This window comes from Streptomyces sp. PCS3-D2, assembly GCF_000612545.2.
Classification (GTDB): Bacteria; Actinomycetota; Actinomycetes; order Streptomycetales; family Streptomycetaceae; genus Streptomyces.
In genome coordinates, this window is the sequence record NZ_CP097800.1 from 3,687,799 (window position 1) to 3,704,146 (window position 16,348).

The window sequence follows — 16,348 nt, forward strand, 5'->3', positions numbered from 1 at the left end:
CCCAGCCGTCCCCGGGAGTGCCATGAGCGAGCCGTCCCCGTCACCCGGCGACCCGCCCGGGGCGGCGCCGACCACCCCGCCGACCATCCCGCCGACCACCCCGCCGGCCGCCCCCGGCGGCGGATCCCGCGGGGGGAGGATCGCCAAGAGCGCCCTCTCGGCCGTGCTGATCACGCTGACGTGCATCCTCGTGCCGGTCTCCCTGCTCACCGTGTGGGTGCACGACATCGTGCTGGACACCAACCGGTACGTCGCCACGGTGCGGCCGCTCGCCTCCGACCCGGCGATCCAGCAGGCCGCCGTCCACCGCATCACGGAGGCCGCCGATGCGAAGGTGGACGGCTCCCGGATCACGGCCGACCTGGCGAAGTGGCTGGAGTCCCAGGGGCTGCCGCCCAGCGTGGGCTCGGCGGTCAAGTTGCTGGGCCCCCAGCTGGACGCGGCCGCCGACCAGGTCGTCTCCGGGGTGGCGACCCGGATCGTGGAGAGCGACCTGTTCGAGGACGTGTGGACGGTGGCCAACCGCACCGCCCACGCCGCCGTGGTGCACGCGCTCACCGGCAAGGGCCGCGGCGCGGTCGGGGTCGACGGCGGCACCGTGACGCTCGATGTCGGGGAGGCCGTCGACAAGGTCAAGGAAGAGCTCGTGGCCGCCGGGGTCTCCCCGGCGGACAAGATCCCCGAGGTCGACAAGCAGCTTGTGCTCTTCCAGAGCGACGAGCTGGGCCGTGTCCGGAACGCGGTGCACCTGCTCGACGTCCTCGGGAACTGGCTTCCCGTCATTACGGTCGTCCTCGGCGCGGCCGGCGTGCTGCTCGCCCGGCGACGGCGCCGGGCCCTGGTGACCACCGCGCTGTGCGCCGCGTTCGCCTGCCTGCTCGTCGCCGTCGCCCTGGTGGTGGGCCGCCACTACTACCTCGACCACCTGCCCGCGGAGGTCCAGTCCCCGGCTGCGGCAGCGGCCGTCTTCGACACGCTGGTGCGCTTCCTGCGGGTCAGTCTGCGGACCGCGATGGTCCTCGGGATCGTCGTGGCGCTCGGCGCCTATCTGTCCGGCGCCGGCCGTCTGCCGCGCGGCGTGCGCGGGCGGGCCGACCGTACGGCCGACTCCGCGGCGCGCTGGGGCGCCGGGCACGGGGTGCACACCGGCACGGCGGGCCGGTGGGTGGAGGCCCACCGCCACGCGCTCACGGTGGGCGTGCTCCTCGCCGTGGCGCTCGTGTTCGCCCTGTGGAACCACCCGACCGTACTGACCGTGCTGCTGCTGGTGCTGATCCTGCTGGTGGTGCTCGCCGTACTGGCCCTGCTGGCGGCCGGCGGCCGGATCGCCGACGGCACGGAAGCCGGAGCGGCGCCCGCTGCGGGGGCGGCACCGGGACCGGGTGACCGGGGAGCCGGGAGCCGGTGACCGGTCGGCGCGCGGATGAGGCCGGGCAGGCCCCGACCCGGGGCGGGACGGGACCCGCCCCGGGTCGTGCGGCTCAGGCGAGGATCCTGGCCTTGGCCCGGTCGAACTCCTCCTGGCTGATGTCGCCCTTGTCCTTGAGCGCGGAGAGTTTGCTCAGCTCGTCCGCGCTGCCGCCGCTGCCGCTGCCGCTGCCGGCCGCCTGCCGGACGTACGAGCGGAAGGCCGCCTCGTTCTCCTTGACCTGCCTGGCGTCGCGCTCGTGCATGCTGCGGCCGCGGGCGATGACGTAGACGAACACGCCGATGAAGGGGACGAGCAGCACCAGGATGAGCCATCCCGCCTTCCCCCAGCCGTGCAGGCTGTGGTCACGGAAGATGTCCGTGATGACTTTGAAGAGCAGGAAGAACCACATGACCCACAGGAAGAACCACAGCATCGTCCAGAAGAGGTTGAGAAGTGGATAGTCGTCCATATCCGACTCCGATCATGCGCGTGGTACTCCATTGATACAGGCGGCTCCGCCACGGCGCATGCGGAGCCGGTGGGGCATCTTTTGCACCCGTGCGCGGGACGGCGCGACCATGGACGCATGAGCACTGCCTTCCCCTTTCCCGGGGAGGGGCCGACCCACCGACGGGGAAAAGCCGATGGTGCTTGACCTGATCGTCATCGGGCTGATCATCACGCTCTATCCGCTGCCCATCATGGCCTTCGTCCTGGTGGTGTCCGCGCCCGGCGGTCTGTGGAAGGGGCTCGCCTTCATCCTCGCCTGGCTGGGCTGCCTCGTCGCCGTGATCGCCGTCGTCCTCCTCCTCACCGGGGGCCAGCCCCCGCCGCCGCGCTCCCCACCGTCCACCGCGGGCCTCGCGGTCCGGCTGGCCATCGGCATCGCGCTGGTTGGGTACGCCGAACACCGGCGCCGGCGGCGCCCGGTGGGGGGCGTCGCCCCGGACGCGGAAGGGGCGGGATCCGGACCGGCCGAGGAGCCGCGCGCGCTCTCCCGCATGGACCGGGCGTCCGCGTGGTCGGCGGCCGGAATCGCGGTACTCCTCCAGCCGTGGGGGATGGTGGGGGCGGCCGCCGCGACGGTCGTCGAGGCGAACCTGTCCGACGGCGCCACGTACCTGGCCCTGTTCGGCTTCTGCGTCCTGGCCTCCTCCACCCTCCTGGCGATGGAGCTGTTCATGGTGTTCGCGCCCGAGCGGGCCGCGCTGGCGCTCACCGGGATGCGGGCGTGGCTGTCGGACCACAAGGACCCTGCGATCGTCCTCGCCTGCCTCGTCCTGGGCCTGTGGCTGGTGGGCAGGAGCCTGTACGAGCTCACGCGCTGACGGCGGCCCGCGGACGGGCGTGGTGCTCCGGTCGCCGGATGCGGTCCGGGCCGTTCTCCTGAAGGCATGGAACGCAATGCAGCCCGCCGCCGGCGGCGCGCCCTGGTCGGCCACTGCCTGCGTGCGACAGGCTCGGTGGTCGTGCTCACCGGGCTGTACTACCTGGCGCCGCTGGAGGGCGGGTTCGGCGTCGTAACGCTCCTCACGCTCGTGCTGGGCCTGCTCGCCTTCACCCTGCTGACGGTCTGGCAGGTCAGCGCCATCACCCGGTCGGAGTATCCGCGGCTGAGCGCTCTCGAGGCCATGGCCACCGCCGTACCGCTCTTCCTGGTGATCTTCGCCGCAACCTACTTCATGCTGTCCGAGAACGTCCCGGCGAGCTTCACCGAGCCCCTGAACCGGACGGACGCCCTCTACTTCACGGTCACGGTGTTCGCGACCGTGGGCTTCGGCGACATCGTCGCCACGACCGGGACCGGGCGGGTGCTGGTCACCGTGCAGATGATCGCCGACCTGATCGTGGTGGGCGTGATCGCCAAGGCCCTCTTCGGCGCCATGAAGGTCGGAATGCGCAGGCGGGGCGGCCGGGGCCACGGCGGACCGCCGTTCGTGGACGACGAGGAGCCCTGAGCCGTCGCCGCCCGGCGCTGCGCGTCGTGCGAAGACCCCGCCCGGGAAGCGGACGGGGTCCTTTCTGCGCGGAAGGAAGGGAACGGCGGGCGGGTCACCCGGCCGTCAGCACTTCAGACCGGAGGCGGCGGCCGCCGTGGCCTGCTCCAGCGACTGGATCTGCGGCTGCAGTTGGGTGAGCGCGGCCTGGCCGGTCGTGTCGCCCGGCAGATCCTGATAGCCCTTCTTGAGGTTCTCGGCGGCGGACTGCACCGCCTCGCGCTCCGCGTCCTTCAGCTTGTTCGCGTTCTCCTTGACGTTCTCCCAGTCCTGCTGGACGGCGTCGTAGGCGTCCTTGACCTGGTCCTTGGTGGCGACGGCCGGATCCAGGGCCTTCAGCTTGGCGTTGTCGGCCTTGAGGGCGTTCAGGTCCGTGCACAGGGCGGCCGCGGCCTCGGTGGCCTCCTCGGCGGGGGAGGGACTGTCGTCGGAACACGCGCTGAGGCCGAACACCGCGCTCAGGCAGAGCACACCGACCACCGGGAAACGCTTCATGGAGGGGCCTTCCTCGATCAGGCAAACCAGGCGTACGGGATCTTCCGGTACCACGACAAACTATGCACAACCGGACACGCTCCGCATCCGCACGCCCTCAGGCGGCGGGCTGGATGTTCTGGTTCAGGTGGAAGAGGTTGCCCGGGTCGTAGGTCCGCTTGACCTCGGCCAGACGGTCGTAGTTCCCCTTGTAGTTGGCCCTGATGCGGCTCTGGTCGTCCTCGGCCATGAAGTTGATGTAGCCACCCTCCTCCGAGTGCGGTGCGGTGGCCTCGTAGTAGTCGCGGACCCAGGCGGTGTTCGCCTCGTTGTCCGCGGGGTCCGGCCACATCCCGGCGATGACGGTGGCGAAGTTGGCGTCGCGGTAGGCGAAGGCCGTCTCGTCCGGTCCGACGCGGTGGCAGGCGCCGTTGATCGGGTAGATGTGCACCGTCGAGTTCACGACGGGCACCTTCGGGCCGTGCACCAGGTGCGCCTCGATCGCGGAGTCGGTCAGCTCCGTCACGAAGTTGGCCTTCCAGTAGTGCTGGAGACCGGGCGGAACGAGCGCGTCGAACGCGCTGTTGAGGGCCGGGTACGGCATGGGGCCGACGTGCTCCGCGACCACCGGCGCGATGTCGCGGAAGGGCCGCAGGGCCCGCTCACCCTCGTCCAGCGGCCCGGTCCAGCACGCCACGATCAGGGCGAAGGGGTCGCCGTGCCGGTCTTCCGGGATGAACGGCAGCGGAGGGGCCAGTTGGAAGGCCGGGAAGCCGCCGAGCTGCTCCGGGGCGTCGGCGATGTAGTCGGCGAAGGACCGCAGCACCGTGGCGGCGTCGTCCAACTCGAAGAGCATCGGTCCGCCGTAGATGTCCTTGACCGGGCTCAGCCGGTACTCGAACGAGGTCACCGCGCCGAAGTTCCCGCTGCCGCCGCGCAGCGCCCAGAAGAGGTCCGGATTCTCCTCCTCGCTCGCCACCACGACGCGGCCGTCCGCCGTCACCACATCGGCCGAGATCAGGTTGTCGCAGCTCAGGCCCAGTCCGCGGGACAGGTAGCCGATGCCGCCGCCGAGGGTGAGTCCGCCGATGCCGGTGGTCGAGATGATCCCTCCGGTGGTGGCCAGCCCGTAGGCGTAGGTCGCCGCGTTGAAGTCGCCCCAGGTCGCGCCGCCCTCCGCACGGGCCGTGCGGCGCGCGGCGTCGACGCGCACCCCGCGCATGCCGGACAGGTCGGCGACCACGCCGTCGTCACAGGTGCCGAAGCCGGGCACGCTGTGGCCGCCGCCGCGCACCGCGAGGTCCAGCCCGTTCTCCCGCGCGAAGTCCACCACCGCCATGACGTCCCCGGTGTTGGCGCACCGCACGACGGCGGCCGGCCTCCGGTCGATCATGGCGTTGTGGACGGCCCGCGCCTCCTCGTAGGCGTCGTCGCCGGGTGTGACGACCGCTCCGCGTACGCGTTCCCGCAGCTGGTCGATCGAGAGCTTGCCCATGACCATCGCTCCTCGTCCTTCGTACGTCGCTCTCACGCCGCGCCGAGACGCGTGCGCCGGGTGCTGCCGCTACGGCCCCAGATGGCTGAAGCCCACCTCGAAGTGCTCGACCCTGACGACCTGCTGCCCCTCCCGTCGGGCGGTCTCCTCGCGGATCCGGTCGGCGAGTTCCTCGCTGTCCCGCATGCTCCGCTCGTCCTCCCACAGGGTCAGCGACCTGGCCTGACCGGTGGCCCGGTCGACCAGGTAGTAGACGCCCCGGAAGCCGGGCGCGTCCCGCACCTGCCGGACGATCTCCTCCGAATGCGCTTCCAGGTCTCCCTCCGCGGGGACGGGGGAACCCTGGTAGGTGCTCAGCCTCGCGAACATCTGCGGCAGTCCTTCCTGGCCCGGCCGCCGTCGGGAGACGGGCAGCTCCAGGACCAGCGTCCTCCGGCAGACCGCGCCCCGCATGCCGGAGCGGCGCGACAATGGTGGCGAAGGACGCGTCTTCCGGTGCCGTTGCGGAGAGGCGGGACGTCGAGTGGCGTACATAGCTGTGACCGCCCTGAGCCATGTCGGGCTGGTCCGCGAGCACAACGAGGACAGCCTCGTGATCGGGCCGTGGACCCTGTGCGGGACCGTGACCCAGAACCCCCAGACGCTGGTGTTCCCGTTCGGCAGACCGCTGGTCGTCGCGGTCGCCGACGGGCTCGGCGGGCAGCCGGCGGGGGAGGTGGCCAGCGAGCTCGTGGTCCGCCAGCTCTCCTCGCTCGGCCCCACGCTGAACTGCGCCGAGGCCGTCGGTGACGCGCTGGACCTGTGCAACGACGCCGTGTACTCGGCCGCCGACGGCCGGCCCGACCTGACCGCGATGGGGACCACCGTCGCGGGTGCGCTCGTGCTGACCGAGTCGCTGCTGTCCTTCAACGTCGGCGACAGCAAGGTGTTCCACGCGGCCCGCGACGGACTGCACCAGGTGAGCGTGGACGACAGCCCGCCCCCGGCGCCCGGCCACCGCACCACCTCGGCCGTCACGCAGGTGCTCGGGGGAAGCCGCGGCCGCCGTGCGATCACCCCGCACATCGAGACCTTCGCGCTGGCGGAGGGCGACCGCTACCTGGTGTGCAGCGACGGGCTGACCGACCCGGTGCCGGACGACACGATCGAGGAACTGCTGCGGGTGCACGACGACGGCAGAGCGGCCTTCGAACTGTGGAAGGCCGCGATCGACGCGGGAGGCCCGGACAACATCACCCTCGCACTGCTGCGCATCGGGGCCTGACCATATGACCGTACGACCTTTCATTGGATTTCAGGACCGTATATCGGGAGGCGCGGCGCCGAATATCCAAACGGAAAGGCTTTCCCGGTTCTCCGGTAATCACTGTGCTACGGTGACGCCAGTTGCGGTTGTGGTCCCCAAAAAACTTACAAGTGCTCTCACCCTATCTTCCGGTGGGCGCACTTTTCATTTCCGGTTCACATGTCCGGTCGGGGCAATCATCTCGGCGACGCCGGGTCCGCACAGTGCGGCCCGGGCAAGGCCCCAAAGGAGAATTCGCATGGCATCCGGCACCGTGAAGTGGTTCAACGCGGAAAAGGGTTTCGGTTTCATCGAGCAGGAGGGCGGCGGGGCGGACGTCTTCGCCCACTACTCGAACATCGCCACTTCCGGCTTCCGTGAGCTCCAGGAGGGCCAGAAGGTCACCTTCGACGTCACGCAGGGCCAGAAGGGCCCGCAGGCCGAGAACATCGTTCCCGCCTGACGCCGAAGCGGAGACCGAAGCCGAGGCCGACGGCGAGACCGAAGCCGACGTCCGGGCGGACGGGCCCGCGGCCCGCACCTCTGCGTGCGGGCCGCGGCCATGCCCGCCCCGCGCGCGCCCGCCCCGCGCCCGCCGGGAATCGGCCGCCGTCGCGGCGGAAGCGCCGGCCGCGGCCGGCGCCGCTTGCTAGAGTCCCTGCCCATGTCGATCCCTGACGACCTGCTCCGCGACATCGCCGCCATGGTCGAGTCGGAGCAGACCAATCAGATGTCCCTGACGGTCGTCGTGAACGGCGCCGTCATCACCGGCCGCCTCGCCCCCGAGCACGTCTGGCGCCAGCGCGTGGCCGAGGTCCTGCGGGACTCCGACCAGCTGGGCCCGTTCGCCGAGGTCTTCAGCTCGCCCGGAACCCCCAGACGTCCCGCCGGACCGCCCTCCCACCTGCACTTCCACGTGGCCCGCATCCTCCAGGGCCCGGTGGGCATCCCCGAGACGGGCGGCATGTACCGGATCGCCGTGGCCGACGTCAGTGCCTGGACCGTCGGGGATTTCAGCTACTCCGACAAGTGACCGGCGACCCACCCCGTGTCCACATCCTGGACGACTACTCTCGTTTTATGAACGCAGAAGCCGACGCCCTCACGACCGTGAAAGACGCTGACCGGAAGCACGTCTTCCACTCCTGGTCGGCGCAGGAGCTCATCGACCCGCTCGCCGTCGCCGGCGCGGAGGGCTCGTACTTCTGGGACTACCAGGGCAACCGCTACCTCGACTTCTCCAGCGCCCTGGTCTACACGAACATCGGCTACCAGCACCCCAAGGTCACCGCGGCCATCCAGGAGCAGGCGGCCAGGCTGTGCACCGTCGCACCCGGCTTCGCCGTCGACGTGCGCTCCGAGGCGGCCCGGCTGATCGCCGAGCGCACCCCGGGCGACCTCGACAAGGTCTTCTTCACCAACGCCGGGGCCGAGGCGGTGGAGAACGCCGTCCGCATGGCCCGGCTGCACACCGGGCGCCCGAAGGTGATGTCGGCCTACCGGTCCTACCACGGCGCCACCTCCACCGCGATCAACCTGACCGGTGACGCCCGCCGCTTCGGCAACGACTCCGCGACCGCCGGCGTCGTGCACTTCTGGGGCCCCTTCGCCTACCGCTCGCCCTTCTACGCGACGACGGAGGCCGAGGAGTGCGAGCGGGCCCTGCGCCACCTTGAGGACACCATCGTCTTCGAGGGTCCCCAGTCCATCGCCGCGATCATCCTGGAGACCGTCGGCGGCGCCCCCGGCGTGCTCGTGCACCCCGACGGCTACCTTCCCGGAGTGCGGGCGCTCTGCGACCGCTACGGCATCGTCTTCATCCTCGACGAGATCATGGTCGGCTTCGGGCGCACGGGGAAGTGGTTCGCCTCCGAGCACGGGGACGTCACCCCCGACCTGCTCTGCTTCGCCAAGGGCGTGACCAGCGGCTACGTGCCGCTCGGCGGGGTCGCCATCTCGGCGGCGATCGCCGAGACCTTCGCCCGCCGGCCCTACCCGGGCGGGCTGACCTACTCCGGGCACGTGCTGGCCTGCGCGGCCGCCGTGGCCACGATCGGCGTGATGGAGGAGGAGGGCATCGTCGAGCAGTCCGCGCGCACCGGCGCCGAGCTCCTCGGACCCGGCCTGCGCGCGCTCGCCGAGCGCCACCCCTCGGTCGGGGAGGTTCGGGGCCTCGGCACGTTCTGGGCCCTCGAACTCGTCCGCAGCAAGCGGACGCGCGAGCCGCTGGTCCCGTACAACGCCACCGGGGCGGACAACGCGCCGATGGCGGAGCTCGCGGCCGCGTGCAAGAAAGGCGGGCTCTGGCCGCTCGTCGCGGGCAACCGGATCCACATCGCACCGGCCTGCAACATTGCGCCCCAGGACGTGGAGAAGGGGCTGCGCATTCTCGACGAGGCGCTGACGGTGGCCGACGCACACACCGTCTGACCTGTGCGTCTGTGGGGTCACCCAATCCTGCGGTGCCGGTGTTCGGAGGATCCGTACGGTGGTCAACCCGCCGCACACGTGCTGCAATCCGTGCAGGCCGCGAACGCAAAACAGGCCAAGCACCTACGGACCGGGATGCACGTCAGTCCCGGGGCGGCCCCTCGGGGCCGAACGGCGGGGAGCGGGAAGACCGCTGGACGCCGGGCGTACGGGTCCCAGTAGTACGGACTCCGTGTTCCCGAGTACCCGAAGGAAGACAGCATGAGCAAGCACGTCCTGGCGCAGAACCAGTACGGCAAGGCCGAGAACCGCATCGTGAAGGTCACCCGCAAGGGCAATGACGGTTCCTGGCACGAGATCCGCGACCTCAACGTCTCGGTCGCGCTCCGCGGTGAGTTCCGCGACGTCCACCTCACCGGCGACAACGCCAACTGCCTGCCGACCGACACCACCAAGAACACGGTGTACGCCTTCGGCAAGGAGCACGGCATCGAGTCCCCGGAGGCCTTCGGCATCCTGCTCGCCAAGCACTTCGTGTCCTCGCAGGCGCCGATCCGCGAAGCCCAGATCCGCATCGAGGAATTCGCCTGGGAGCGCATCCCGGTCCCGACGCGGAAGGAGCAGCACTCCTTCGCGCTCAAGGGTCAGGAGGTGCGCACCGCGCAGATCACCTACAGCGAGACCACGGGTCTCCAGGTCATCTCGGGCCTGAAGGACCTCACGGTGATGAATTCGACGAACTCCGAGTTCCACGGGTACATCAAGGACAAGTACACGACGCTCAAGGAGGCGTACGACCGGATCCTGGCGACCAAGGTCACCGCGCGCTGGGCGCACTCGGCGCTGGCCGCCGACGACCCCGGCCACGACTGGGACCAGGCGTACAAGAAGGTCCGCAAGAACATGCTGGAGGCCTTCGCGGAGACCTACTCGTACTCCCTGCAGCAGACCCTGAACCAGATGGCCGAGCGGGTGCTCGACCACTGCCCCAGGGTCAACGAGGTGCGGCTCAACCTCCCCAACAAGCACCACTTCCTGGTCGACCTGGAGCCCTTCGGCCTCAAGAACGACAACGAGGTCTACTTCGCGGCGGACCGCATGTACGGCCTGATCGAGGGCACCGTCCACCGTGACGGGGTGCAGCCGGTGATCGCGACGTCCGACTGGATCGTGGCGTAGCCGGCCCGCACGGCCCGTGAGTCGGGCCCGGACCGCGTCGCGGGGTCCGGGCCCGGTCTTCCGCTACGTGTGCGGCAGTTCGTCCTCGGGCCGGCCGACGAGGAGGTTCCAGCGACCGGCGCGCCCGGTCAGGGTGGTCACCCACTGCGGCCGTACGTCGAGCCGCCAGAAGGCCGCCGTCGGGAGCTCCAGGGCGTACACCACGGCCGCCCGTACGACCGCCTGCTCGACCTCGGCCCGGTGTGTGCCCGGGGCCAGGCCGGCCAGCTCGGCGCCGACACGGGCGATCAGCGCGTCCACGGACTCGCCGCCCGGGGGTGCGTACCCGGGGTCCGTCAGCCAGGCGTGCAGGTCCTGCGGAGTCTCGGCCGCGACCTCCTCCAGGGTGCGTCCGGCCCACTGCCCGACGTCCGGCCCGCGCAGTCCCTCGTAGCCGGGACATGGCCGCGCGTGACCGAAACGGCCCTGACGGGCCGCTGTGTCCAAAGGGGGGCGCGCGAGGTGAACACGCACCAACTGACTCTTCATAAGGGGAGCGTAAGCGCGGTACCGTCACGAACGAGACAAGTCCATGACGACGGTACGACGGAAGCACCGGTGAGAATCCGGCACGGTCGCGCCACTGTGAAACCTCCCCGAGGGGAGGCAAGTCAGACCCGCCACCGTCGTCGAGCGCACCACTGACCGGGACGCGTGTTCCCTCTGGAGGTTCTGCAATGGCCAACTCCGCCGTGCCCACGACGAACGCCCCCGCCATCGCCCCCATCTCGCTCTCCGCGCTCGCCCCCTGGGCGGTGTTCGTCGGCGTCCTGATGCTGGTCCTGCTCTACTTCGTCGGCGCCGAGCAGGGTGCCACCGCCCTCTTCGAGGGCGAAACCATCCACGAGTGGCTGCACGACGGCCGCCACCTGCTGGGATTCCCCTGCCACTGACCCGTTTCCCCTGCCACCGACCACCCCTCGGCAAGGGATCCGTCTCAGCAAGGGAATCGAACATGAATTCCGCATCACCCCGCACCCTGCTCGTCCGCGGCATGCTCGCCGGCCTGCTGGCCGGCACGGCCGCCTTCCTCGTCGCGTACCTCCTGGGCGAGTCCGCGGTGGACGCGGCCATCGCCGTCGAAGAGGCCGCGGCCGGACACGACCACGGCGGGGAGGCTCCCGTCAGCCGGGCCCTCCAGGCCACGGCCGGTCTCGGTACCGGCGTCGTGCTCTACGGCGTCGCGCTCGGCGGTCTCGCCGCGCTCGTGTACTGCTTCGCGCTCGGCCGCATCGGCCGCTTCGGCCCGCGGGCCACGGCGGCCCTGGTCACCGCGGGCCTGTTCGTCGTCGTGACCCTGGTCCCCTTCTTCAAGTACCCCGCCAACCCCCCGGCCGTCGGAGACCCCGCCACCGCTGCCCGGCGGACCGCCCTCTACCTCCTGATGATCGTCCTGAGCGCGTTGCTGGCGGCGGCAGCGGTCATCCTCGGGCGCCGGCTCGCGCCCGGGCTCGGGAACGGGAACGCGTCGGTCGCCGCCGGTGCGGCCTTCGCCCTGCTCATCGGCATCTCGTACGCCGTCCTGCCCGGTGTGAGCGAGGTCCCGGCCGGGTTCCCCGCCGCACTGCTCTGGGAGTTCCGCCTCGCGTCCCTGGCCGTCCAGAGCACGTTGTGGACGACTTTCGGCCTGGCCTTCGGTTTTCTAGCCGACCGGGCCCTTGTGCCCGCTTCCGCACCCAAGGAGGCTGTGCAGCCGACGAATTGACGATGAAAGGCCGATAGTCCATGGCGACGGCGATCAGGGAGTGGCGGGGCTGGACGGGTGCCGCACCCTTCTGGCTGAACTCCTTCCTGCTGCTCCTGGCCCCCTGCTGCGCCGTCACCCTGTTCGGCCAGATCGGCATCATCGCCGCCCTGGCCGCGCTCGGCGGCCTGGCCCGCCACCTCTGGTACGGCGACTACGGCCATCCGGCCGTGCACCTGGCCGCCGCGTTCATGGGGGCGGGCACGGCGGCCGTCGTCATGTGACACCCCGGGCGTCACCTCCGGCCACCTCGCCCCTCACCCGTTGGGACGAATCCGCGCCACCCCCGGCCGACGGTGGACCGAACCGGCGCGAGCTGCGCAAACTCCCCGTTCGCGCGAAGACACGCCCGTGACTGCGCGTCAGTCCCTCGTGTTTCACGGTGTGCCGATGGGCAGAGGAAGTGTCCACTGCTCACATGACCCGGCCGCACGAGCCGGACAGGAGGGAATGCCATGCCCCGCGCCAAGTGGGTCGTCGCGTCTCTGACGGTGGCTCTGCTGTGTACCACCGTGGTGGTGTTGCAGCGGACCGAGGGCGCCGCGCCCGCGGCCGCGGTCACCGACGACGCACTGCCCTCACGGGCGCTGGGACTGTCCGGCCACCGCCGCCTGGTGCGGGAGCTGGAACAGTCCGGCGAGAGCGACCGCGCGAGGGCGCCCCGACCGCAAGGGGCCGCGGCCGGGCCGCTGAGGACGGTCTCCGGCCCACTGCGCGCGGCCCGCCCCCTGCGGCTGCGCATCCCGAGCCTGGGCGTCGACGTGCCGTTGGGCGACGACGGCGAGGAGGCGTCCTGGGACTCCTCCGGTCCGACGCCGGGTGCCGCCGGGACCGCCGTGGTCACCGGAACCGGTCTGCGGCTGGGGGAGTTGCGCCGGGGCCGGACGATCGAGATCCCGCGCGCGGACCGCCGTACGGCCGTGTTCACCGTCGTACGGATCTCCCCCGGCAGGGCGTCCGGGCCGCCGGAGACTCCCGACCGTGCCCAACTGCGGCTGATCGGCGGGGAGACCGCCGTACTGGCCCGGCTGACCGGTCACCGCAGCAGCAGCTGAGGTCTGGCGGACTGTCAGCCGAGGGAGGTGTCTTCGTCCTCCGGTCGGGCGCTTATCGGGGTCCGTCCGGGAGTCTTCCGGCGCGGCGGGGCACACCCCTCGCATGACCTGGAGGCGACACGCACACACGGGGCTGACGAGGGCGCTCACCGCGGCCTGCGTCGTGCTGCTGTGCGTGTTCGGTGCGGGTCCGGCCGGCGCGGACCCGGCGGAACACCGCCCCGCGTCATCGGCCCCCGTGGAACCAGCGGCTCCCGGCGAGCCCGGCGAACCCGTGGAGGGTCCGTCCGATCCCGCAGCGGATCCGGAGGCACGCGCCGCCGTACGGTCGGCAGCGCGCGGGGCCGCCTACGCCCAGCGGATCCCGCTCGCGGTGTTTCACGTGAAACAGGGCGGCCTCCCGGGGCGCGGCCCCCGCACGGGGGTGGCCGAACCGGACCTGTCCCTGCGGACCGTGCGGAGTGTGGTGCTGCGCTGCTGAGCGGGCCGAGCCCCCAGCGCGTCCCCCCACCCTCCGAGCACCGCGAGGTTCCGCCATGCCCATCGACCCGTACGCCGCACTGAACGCCATGCTCCGCGCCGAGGTCTCGCGCTTCGCGCCCGTCCGCCAGCCCGAGACGACCGCTCCGCCGAAGACCCCGGCCCCGTCCGTCGAGGACGAGGGCGATCCGCAGCGGGGCACCGCCGCGCAGGCGGCCGTCACCCCGCGGACCGTCACCCCGCGGTCGGCGGGCATCAGGACGGCGGCCGGCGACTCGGCCGCGTAGCGGCCGCGCCCGGACGTGCAGGGGCGCCGGCTCTCCCGCCCGCAGTCGGGGGCGGGGGAGCCGGCGCCCCTGTGCAGGGCCGGCGGTGCGGGCGCGCTCAGTCCTCGTGCGTGTAGTAGCGGTAGAAGGCGGTGGCGCCGACGCCCACGGCGACCGCCAGGCCTATCACCACGGAGCTGAGGATGGACTCGTTGGTGAGGCTGTGCAGGTAGCCCACCGCGATGCCGCCGAAGGCTCCGTAGGCGGCGGCGTGGAGCTCGCGCATCATCTGCGGGCCGACCCTGGCCAGGACGAACATGATGCCCGCGAAGATCAGGCCGCAGAGGATGCCGTAGAGGACGTTGGCCGCGGTGACCGGGCCCTGGTGACGGTCGATGAACGCGCACCAGACCCCGTAGACCGTTCCGAGGAGCAGCGGCCTCACGTAGGCGCCCTTGCTCAGGTGGGTCATGTCCGCCATCTGCCGGTGCTGCCGGGGGGCAGCGGGTGCCGCATGTGCCATGACGGGCTCCTCTCTCCCATCATCCAGGGCACACCCGCCGTCTCCGACCGGCAAGTGGATCAGTGGTCAGGGCGTGCGCACCGCCACGGCGTCGATCTCGAAGAGCATGCCGGGCAGGGCCAGGGCGGCGACCCCGATGAGGGTCTGCGCGGGAAGCTCGGTGCCCCAGGTCGCGTGCAGGTGCTTCAGGAGCACCTCCAGCTTCCGCTGGTCGTGGTCGACGACGTAGGTGCCGATGCGGACCACGTCGGCAGGACCGAGGTCGACCGCGGCGAGGGCGGTGCGGAGGTGGGCGAAGGCCCGTTCCACCTGCTCGGCGAAGTCGTCGGAGACGACGTGGCCGCTCTCGTCGGAGCCGTACTGGCCGGCTATGAAGACCTGCTCGCCGGGGGCGGAGACGATGTGGCTGTAGCCGAAGCCGGTCGGGGTGTGAAGTCCCGCCGGGTTGATGATGCTGCGCGTCATGCCGAGCTCCCTGCTTCCGTGTCCGTACGTGCTGCGCCTGCTGTCACTGCTGTCACTGCTGTCACTGCGCGGCGAGCCAGGCGCGGAGCCGCTGAGGGGCCTCGGGGGCCTGCCGCTCGGCCTGCTGCCGGATCTCGTCGAGGTTCTGGGCCGCGAGGGCCTTGCGCCAGGCCAGTTCGGCCCGGGTCATGGCGTGCGCGATGGCGCAGTCGGCGGCGGCCGCGCCCTCCGGCGCCGGTTCGCCCGCGCCGGGTCCCTGCCTACGGATCTCCGCGCACCGGAAGGCCTCCTCGGGCCCCTCGACTGCGGCGACCACGTCCATGAGCGAGACGGCGGCCAGCGGGCGGGCCAATTGGAAGCCGCCGCGCGGACCGGGGCTGGAGGTGAGGATGCCCGCCCGGACCAGCGCCTGCAGCTGCTTGTTGAGGTAGGCCGTGGGCAGGTCGTGCCAGGCGGCGAGGCGCGCCGCCGAGACCGCGCGGTCCGGTCCGCTCCAGGCCAGGTTGACGCAGCTGTGCAGCGCCCACTCGACGCCCTCACTCATCCTCATATTCTGGATATTAGATATCCAGAATAGCGAAGGCAAGGGTCCCGCGCCGTCCGGTGGCCCACCACCCGCCCGCAGCAACACCACTCGCGCCGCCGCCCGTCCCCGTTTTCCCTGGTGACGTGCGCACCATCCTGTCGGCGGTCCTCATCGTGCTCGTGGCACTCCTCGTGCCCGCGAGCGCCGTGGCGTACTGGGCCGACCGTGAGCTGGGCGACGCGGACCGCTACACCGCGGCCATGTCCCCCCTCGCGGAGAATCCGGCCGTACAGGAGGTCGTCGTCACGCACACCGCCCGTGCCCTCACCGGGCAGATCGACGCCGGCCCCTTCCAGGCCGGCGTCGATGCCCTGCTCGACGAAGCCCTGCACTCCTTCGCCGACACCCCCGCCTACCGGACGGCCTGGGACGCGGCCAACCGCGCCGCACACGCCGCCTTCCTCCACGCCCTCACCACGGGCCGCGGCAACGCCGTCACCATCGACCTCGCGCCGGTCGTCGAGCGGATCAAGAGCGAACTCGTGGCCGACCAGGTGCCCTTCGCGGACCGCATCCCGGTGACGCGGCTGTCCGTGGAAGTCATGGAGTACGACAACCTCGGCGCACTCCGGAAGGGGTTCCGCATGCTCCAGATCGCCGGCGTCTGGCTCCCGGCACTGACCCTGGTCCTGGCCGTGTCGGCCGTGGCGGTCGCCGTCCGGCGGCGGCGCGCCGTCATCGCCACCGGACTGGGCCTGGCCGTCGGGGCCGGCCTGCTGTGGCTCACGGTGGACGTGTGCCGCCGCCTCACCCTCGACGATCTGCCCGCCGACATCGACCGCGCCGCGGCCGGCGCGGTGTACGACGCCCTCACCGCGTTCCTGCGGACCACCGCCTGGGTCGTGCTGCTGATCGGACTGGCGGCGGCGCTGTCCGCCTGGGTGACGGGCCGACTGCGCCGCACCCCATAAGCTCGGAA

At 71.4% G+C, this 16,348-nt stretch carries 23 protein-coding genes; 15 read left to right on the forward strand and 8 right to left on the reverse strand.

Annotation, left to right across the window (positions count from 1 at the left end; genetic code table 11):
• Positions 1-22: 22 nt before the first annotated feature.
• On the forward strand, positions 23-1,408 hold the full coding sequence (locus AW27_RS15990) for a hypothetical protein (RefSeq protein ID WP_236647601.1): 1,386 nt from the start codon (positions 23-25) through the stop codon (positions 1,406-1,408).
• Between the two features lie 73 nt (positions 1,409-1,481).
• On the opposite strand, the gene AW27_RS15995 is transcribed toward AW27_RS15990, so the two are convergent.
• A complete protein-coding gene (locus AW27_RS15995; protein WP_037920680.1) occupies positions 1,482-1,880 on the reverse strand; it encodes an SHOCT domain-containing protein in 399 nt (132 codons plus the stop codon).
• A gap of 175 nt (positions 1,881-2,055) precedes the next feature.
• On the opposite strand from AW27_RS15995, the gene AW27_RS16000 reads away from it, so the two are divergent.
• Positions 2,056-2,739, forward strand: a complete 684-nt coding sequence (locus AW27_RS16000; RefSeq protein WP_037920678.1) for a GAP family protein — start codon at positions 2,056-2,058, stop codon at positions 2,737-2,739.
• 66 nt (positions 2,740-2,805) lie between these two features.
• Positions 2,806-3,369 carry a potassium channel family protein gene (locus tag AW27_RS16005; RefSeq protein WP_052030364.1) on the forward strand — a complete coding sequence of 188 codons (564 nt, stop codon included), beginning with the start codon at positions 2,806-2,808 and terminating at the stop codon, positions 3,367-3,369.
• Between the two features lie 105 nt (positions 3,370-3,474).
• Here AW27_RS16005 and AW27_RS16010 read toward each other — a convergent pair whose 3' ends face one another.
• The 3 genes from AW27_RS16010 to AW27_RS16020 all read right to left on the reverse strand — a co-directional run bounded on the left by AW27_RS16010 (position 3,475) and on the right by AW27_RS16020 (position 5,746).
• Positions 3,475-3,903 carry a hypothetical protein gene (locus tag AW27_RS16010; RefSeq protein WP_037920676.1) on the reverse strand — a complete coding sequence of 143 codons (429 nt, stop codon included), beginning with the start codon at positions 3,901-3,903 and terminating at the stop codon, positions 3,475-3,477.
• 97 nt (positions 3,904-4,000) lie between these two features.
• On the reverse strand, positions 4,001-5,377 hold the full coding sequence (locus AW27_RS16015; RefSeq protein ID WP_037921386.1) for an FAD-binding oxidoreductase: 1,377 nt from the start codon (positions 5,375-5,377) through the stop codon (positions 4,001-4,003).
• 69 nt (positions 5,378-5,446) lie between these two features.
• On the reverse strand, positions 5,447-5,746 hold the full coding sequence (locus AW27_RS16020) for a hypothetical protein (protein ID WP_037921385.1): 300 nt from the start codon (positions 5,744-5,746) through the stop codon (positions 5,447-5,449).
• A 154-nt stretch (positions 5,747-5,900) separates the two neighbouring features.
• Here AW27_RS16020 and AW27_RS16025 point away from each other — a divergent pair, with 154 nt between their 5' ends.
• The 5 genes from AW27_RS16025 (at position 5,901) to pucL (ending at position 10,271) form a co-directional block, all read left to right on the forward strand.
• A complete protein-coding gene (locus AW27_RS16025) occupies positions 5,901-6,641 on the forward strand; it encodes a PP2C family protein-serine/threonine phosphatase (RefSeq protein WP_037920674.1) in 741 nt (246 codons plus the stop codon).
• A gap of 280 nt (positions 6,642-6,921) precedes the next feature.
• Entirely contained in the window at positions 6,922-7,125 is a 204-nt protein-coding gene (locus AW27_RS16030) for a cold-shock protein (RefSeq protein WP_030030412.1), read from the forward strand.
• A 201-nt stretch (positions 7,126-7,326) separates the two neighbouring features.
• A complete protein-coding gene (locus tag AW27_RS16035; RefSeq protein ID WP_037920671.1) occupies positions 7,327-7,695 on the forward strand; it encodes a hypothetical protein in 369 nt (122 codons plus the stop codon).
• A 47-nt stretch (positions 7,696-7,742) separates the two neighbouring features.
• Positions 7,743-9,092, forward strand: a complete 1,350-nt coding sequence (locus tag AW27_RS16040; RefSeq protein ID WP_037920670.1) for an aspartate aminotransferase family protein — start codon at positions 7,743-7,745, stop codon at positions 9,090-9,092.
• 261 nt (positions 9,093-9,353) lie between these two features.
• The gene (pucL, locus tag AW27_RS16045; protein WP_037920666.1) at positions 9,354-10,271 is read left to right on the forward strand and encodes a factor-independent urate hydroxylase; all 918 of its coding nucleotides are present in this window, start codon (positions 9,354-9,356) and stop codon (positions 10,269-10,271) included.
• A gap of 63 nt (positions 10,272-10,334) precedes the next feature.
• Here the strand turns inward: pucL and AW27_RS16050 are convergent, their stop codons facing one another.
• Positions 10,335-10,799, reverse strand: a complete 465-nt coding sequence (locus AW27_RS16050) for a histidine phosphatase family protein (RefSeq protein WP_078556303.1) — start codon at positions 10,797-10,799, stop codon at positions 10,335-10,337.
• Positions 10,800-10,987: 188 nt separating this feature from the next.
• Here AW27_RS16050 and AW27_RS16055 point away from each other — a divergent pair, with 188 nt between their 5' ends.
• The 6 genes from AW27_RS16055 (at position 10,988) to AW27_RS16080 (ending at position 13,876) form a co-directional block, all read left to right on the forward strand.
• Positions 10,988-11,203, forward strand: coding sequence for a CbtB domain-containing protein (locus tag AW27_RS16055; protein WP_037920665.1), 216 nt, complete (start codon positions 10,988-10,990; stop codon positions 11,201-11,203).
• A gap of 62 nt (positions 11,204-11,265) precedes the next feature.
• Complete coding sequence (locus AW27_RS16060) at positions 11,266-12,015, forward strand: CbtA family protein (RefSeq protein ID WP_037920663.1); 750 nt, start codon at positions 11,266-11,268, stop codon at positions 12,013-12,015.
• Positions 12,016-12,035: 20 nt separating this feature from the next.
• Positions 12,036-12,278, forward strand: coding sequence for a hypothetical protein (locus AW27_RS16065; protein ID WP_037920661.1), 243 nt, complete (start codon positions 12,036-12,038; stop codon positions 12,276-12,278).
• Positions 12,279-12,509: 231 nt separating this feature from the next.
• Complete coding sequence (locus AW27_RS16070; protein ID WP_052030362.1) at positions 12,510-13,109, forward strand: class F sortase; 600 nt, start codon at positions 12,510-12,512, stop codon at positions 13,107-13,109.
• A 103-nt stretch (positions 13,110-13,212) separates the two neighbouring features.
• On the forward strand, positions 13,213-13,590 hold the full coding sequence (locus AW27_RS16075; protein ID WP_037920658.1) for a hypothetical protein: 378 nt from the start codon (positions 13,213-13,215) through the stop codon (positions 13,588-13,590).
• 55 nt (positions 13,591-13,645) lie between these two features.
• Entirely contained in the window at positions 13,646-13,876 is a 231-nt protein-coding gene (locus tag AW27_RS16080) for a hypothetical protein (protein ID WP_037920656.1), read from the forward strand.
• Positions 13,877-13,973: 97 nt separating this feature from the next.
• Here AW27_RS16080 and AW27_RS16085 read toward each other — a convergent pair whose 3' ends face one another.
• The 3 genes from AW27_RS16085 to AW27_RS16095 all read right to left on the reverse strand — a co-directional run bounded on the left by AW27_RS16085 (position 13,974) and on the right by AW27_RS16095 (position 15,387).
• Positions 13,974-14,378, reverse strand: a complete 405-nt coding sequence (locus AW27_RS16085; RefSeq protein WP_037920654.1) for a hypothetical protein — start codon at positions 14,376-14,378, stop codon at positions 13,974-13,976.
• 66 nt (positions 14,379-14,444) lie between these two features.
• Entirely contained in the window at positions 14,445-14,843 is a 399-nt protein-coding gene (locus AW27_RS16090; protein ID WP_037920652.1) for a RidA family protein, read from the reverse strand.
• Positions 14,844-14,904: 61 nt separating this feature from the next.
• On the reverse strand, positions 14,905-15,387 hold the full coding sequence (locus AW27_RS16095) for an RrF2 family transcriptional regulator (RefSeq protein WP_172671308.1): 483 nt from the start codon (positions 15,385-15,387) through the stop codon (positions 14,905-14,907).
• Between the two features lie 125 nt (positions 15,388-15,512).
• On the opposite strand from AW27_RS16095, the gene AW27_RS16100 reads away from it, so the two are divergent.
• Positions 15,513-16,340, forward strand: coding sequence for a hypothetical protein (locus AW27_RS16100; RefSeq protein WP_037920647.1), 828 nt, complete (start codon positions 15,513-15,515; stop codon positions 16,338-16,340).
• Positions 16,341-16,348: the final 8 nt, after the last annotated feature.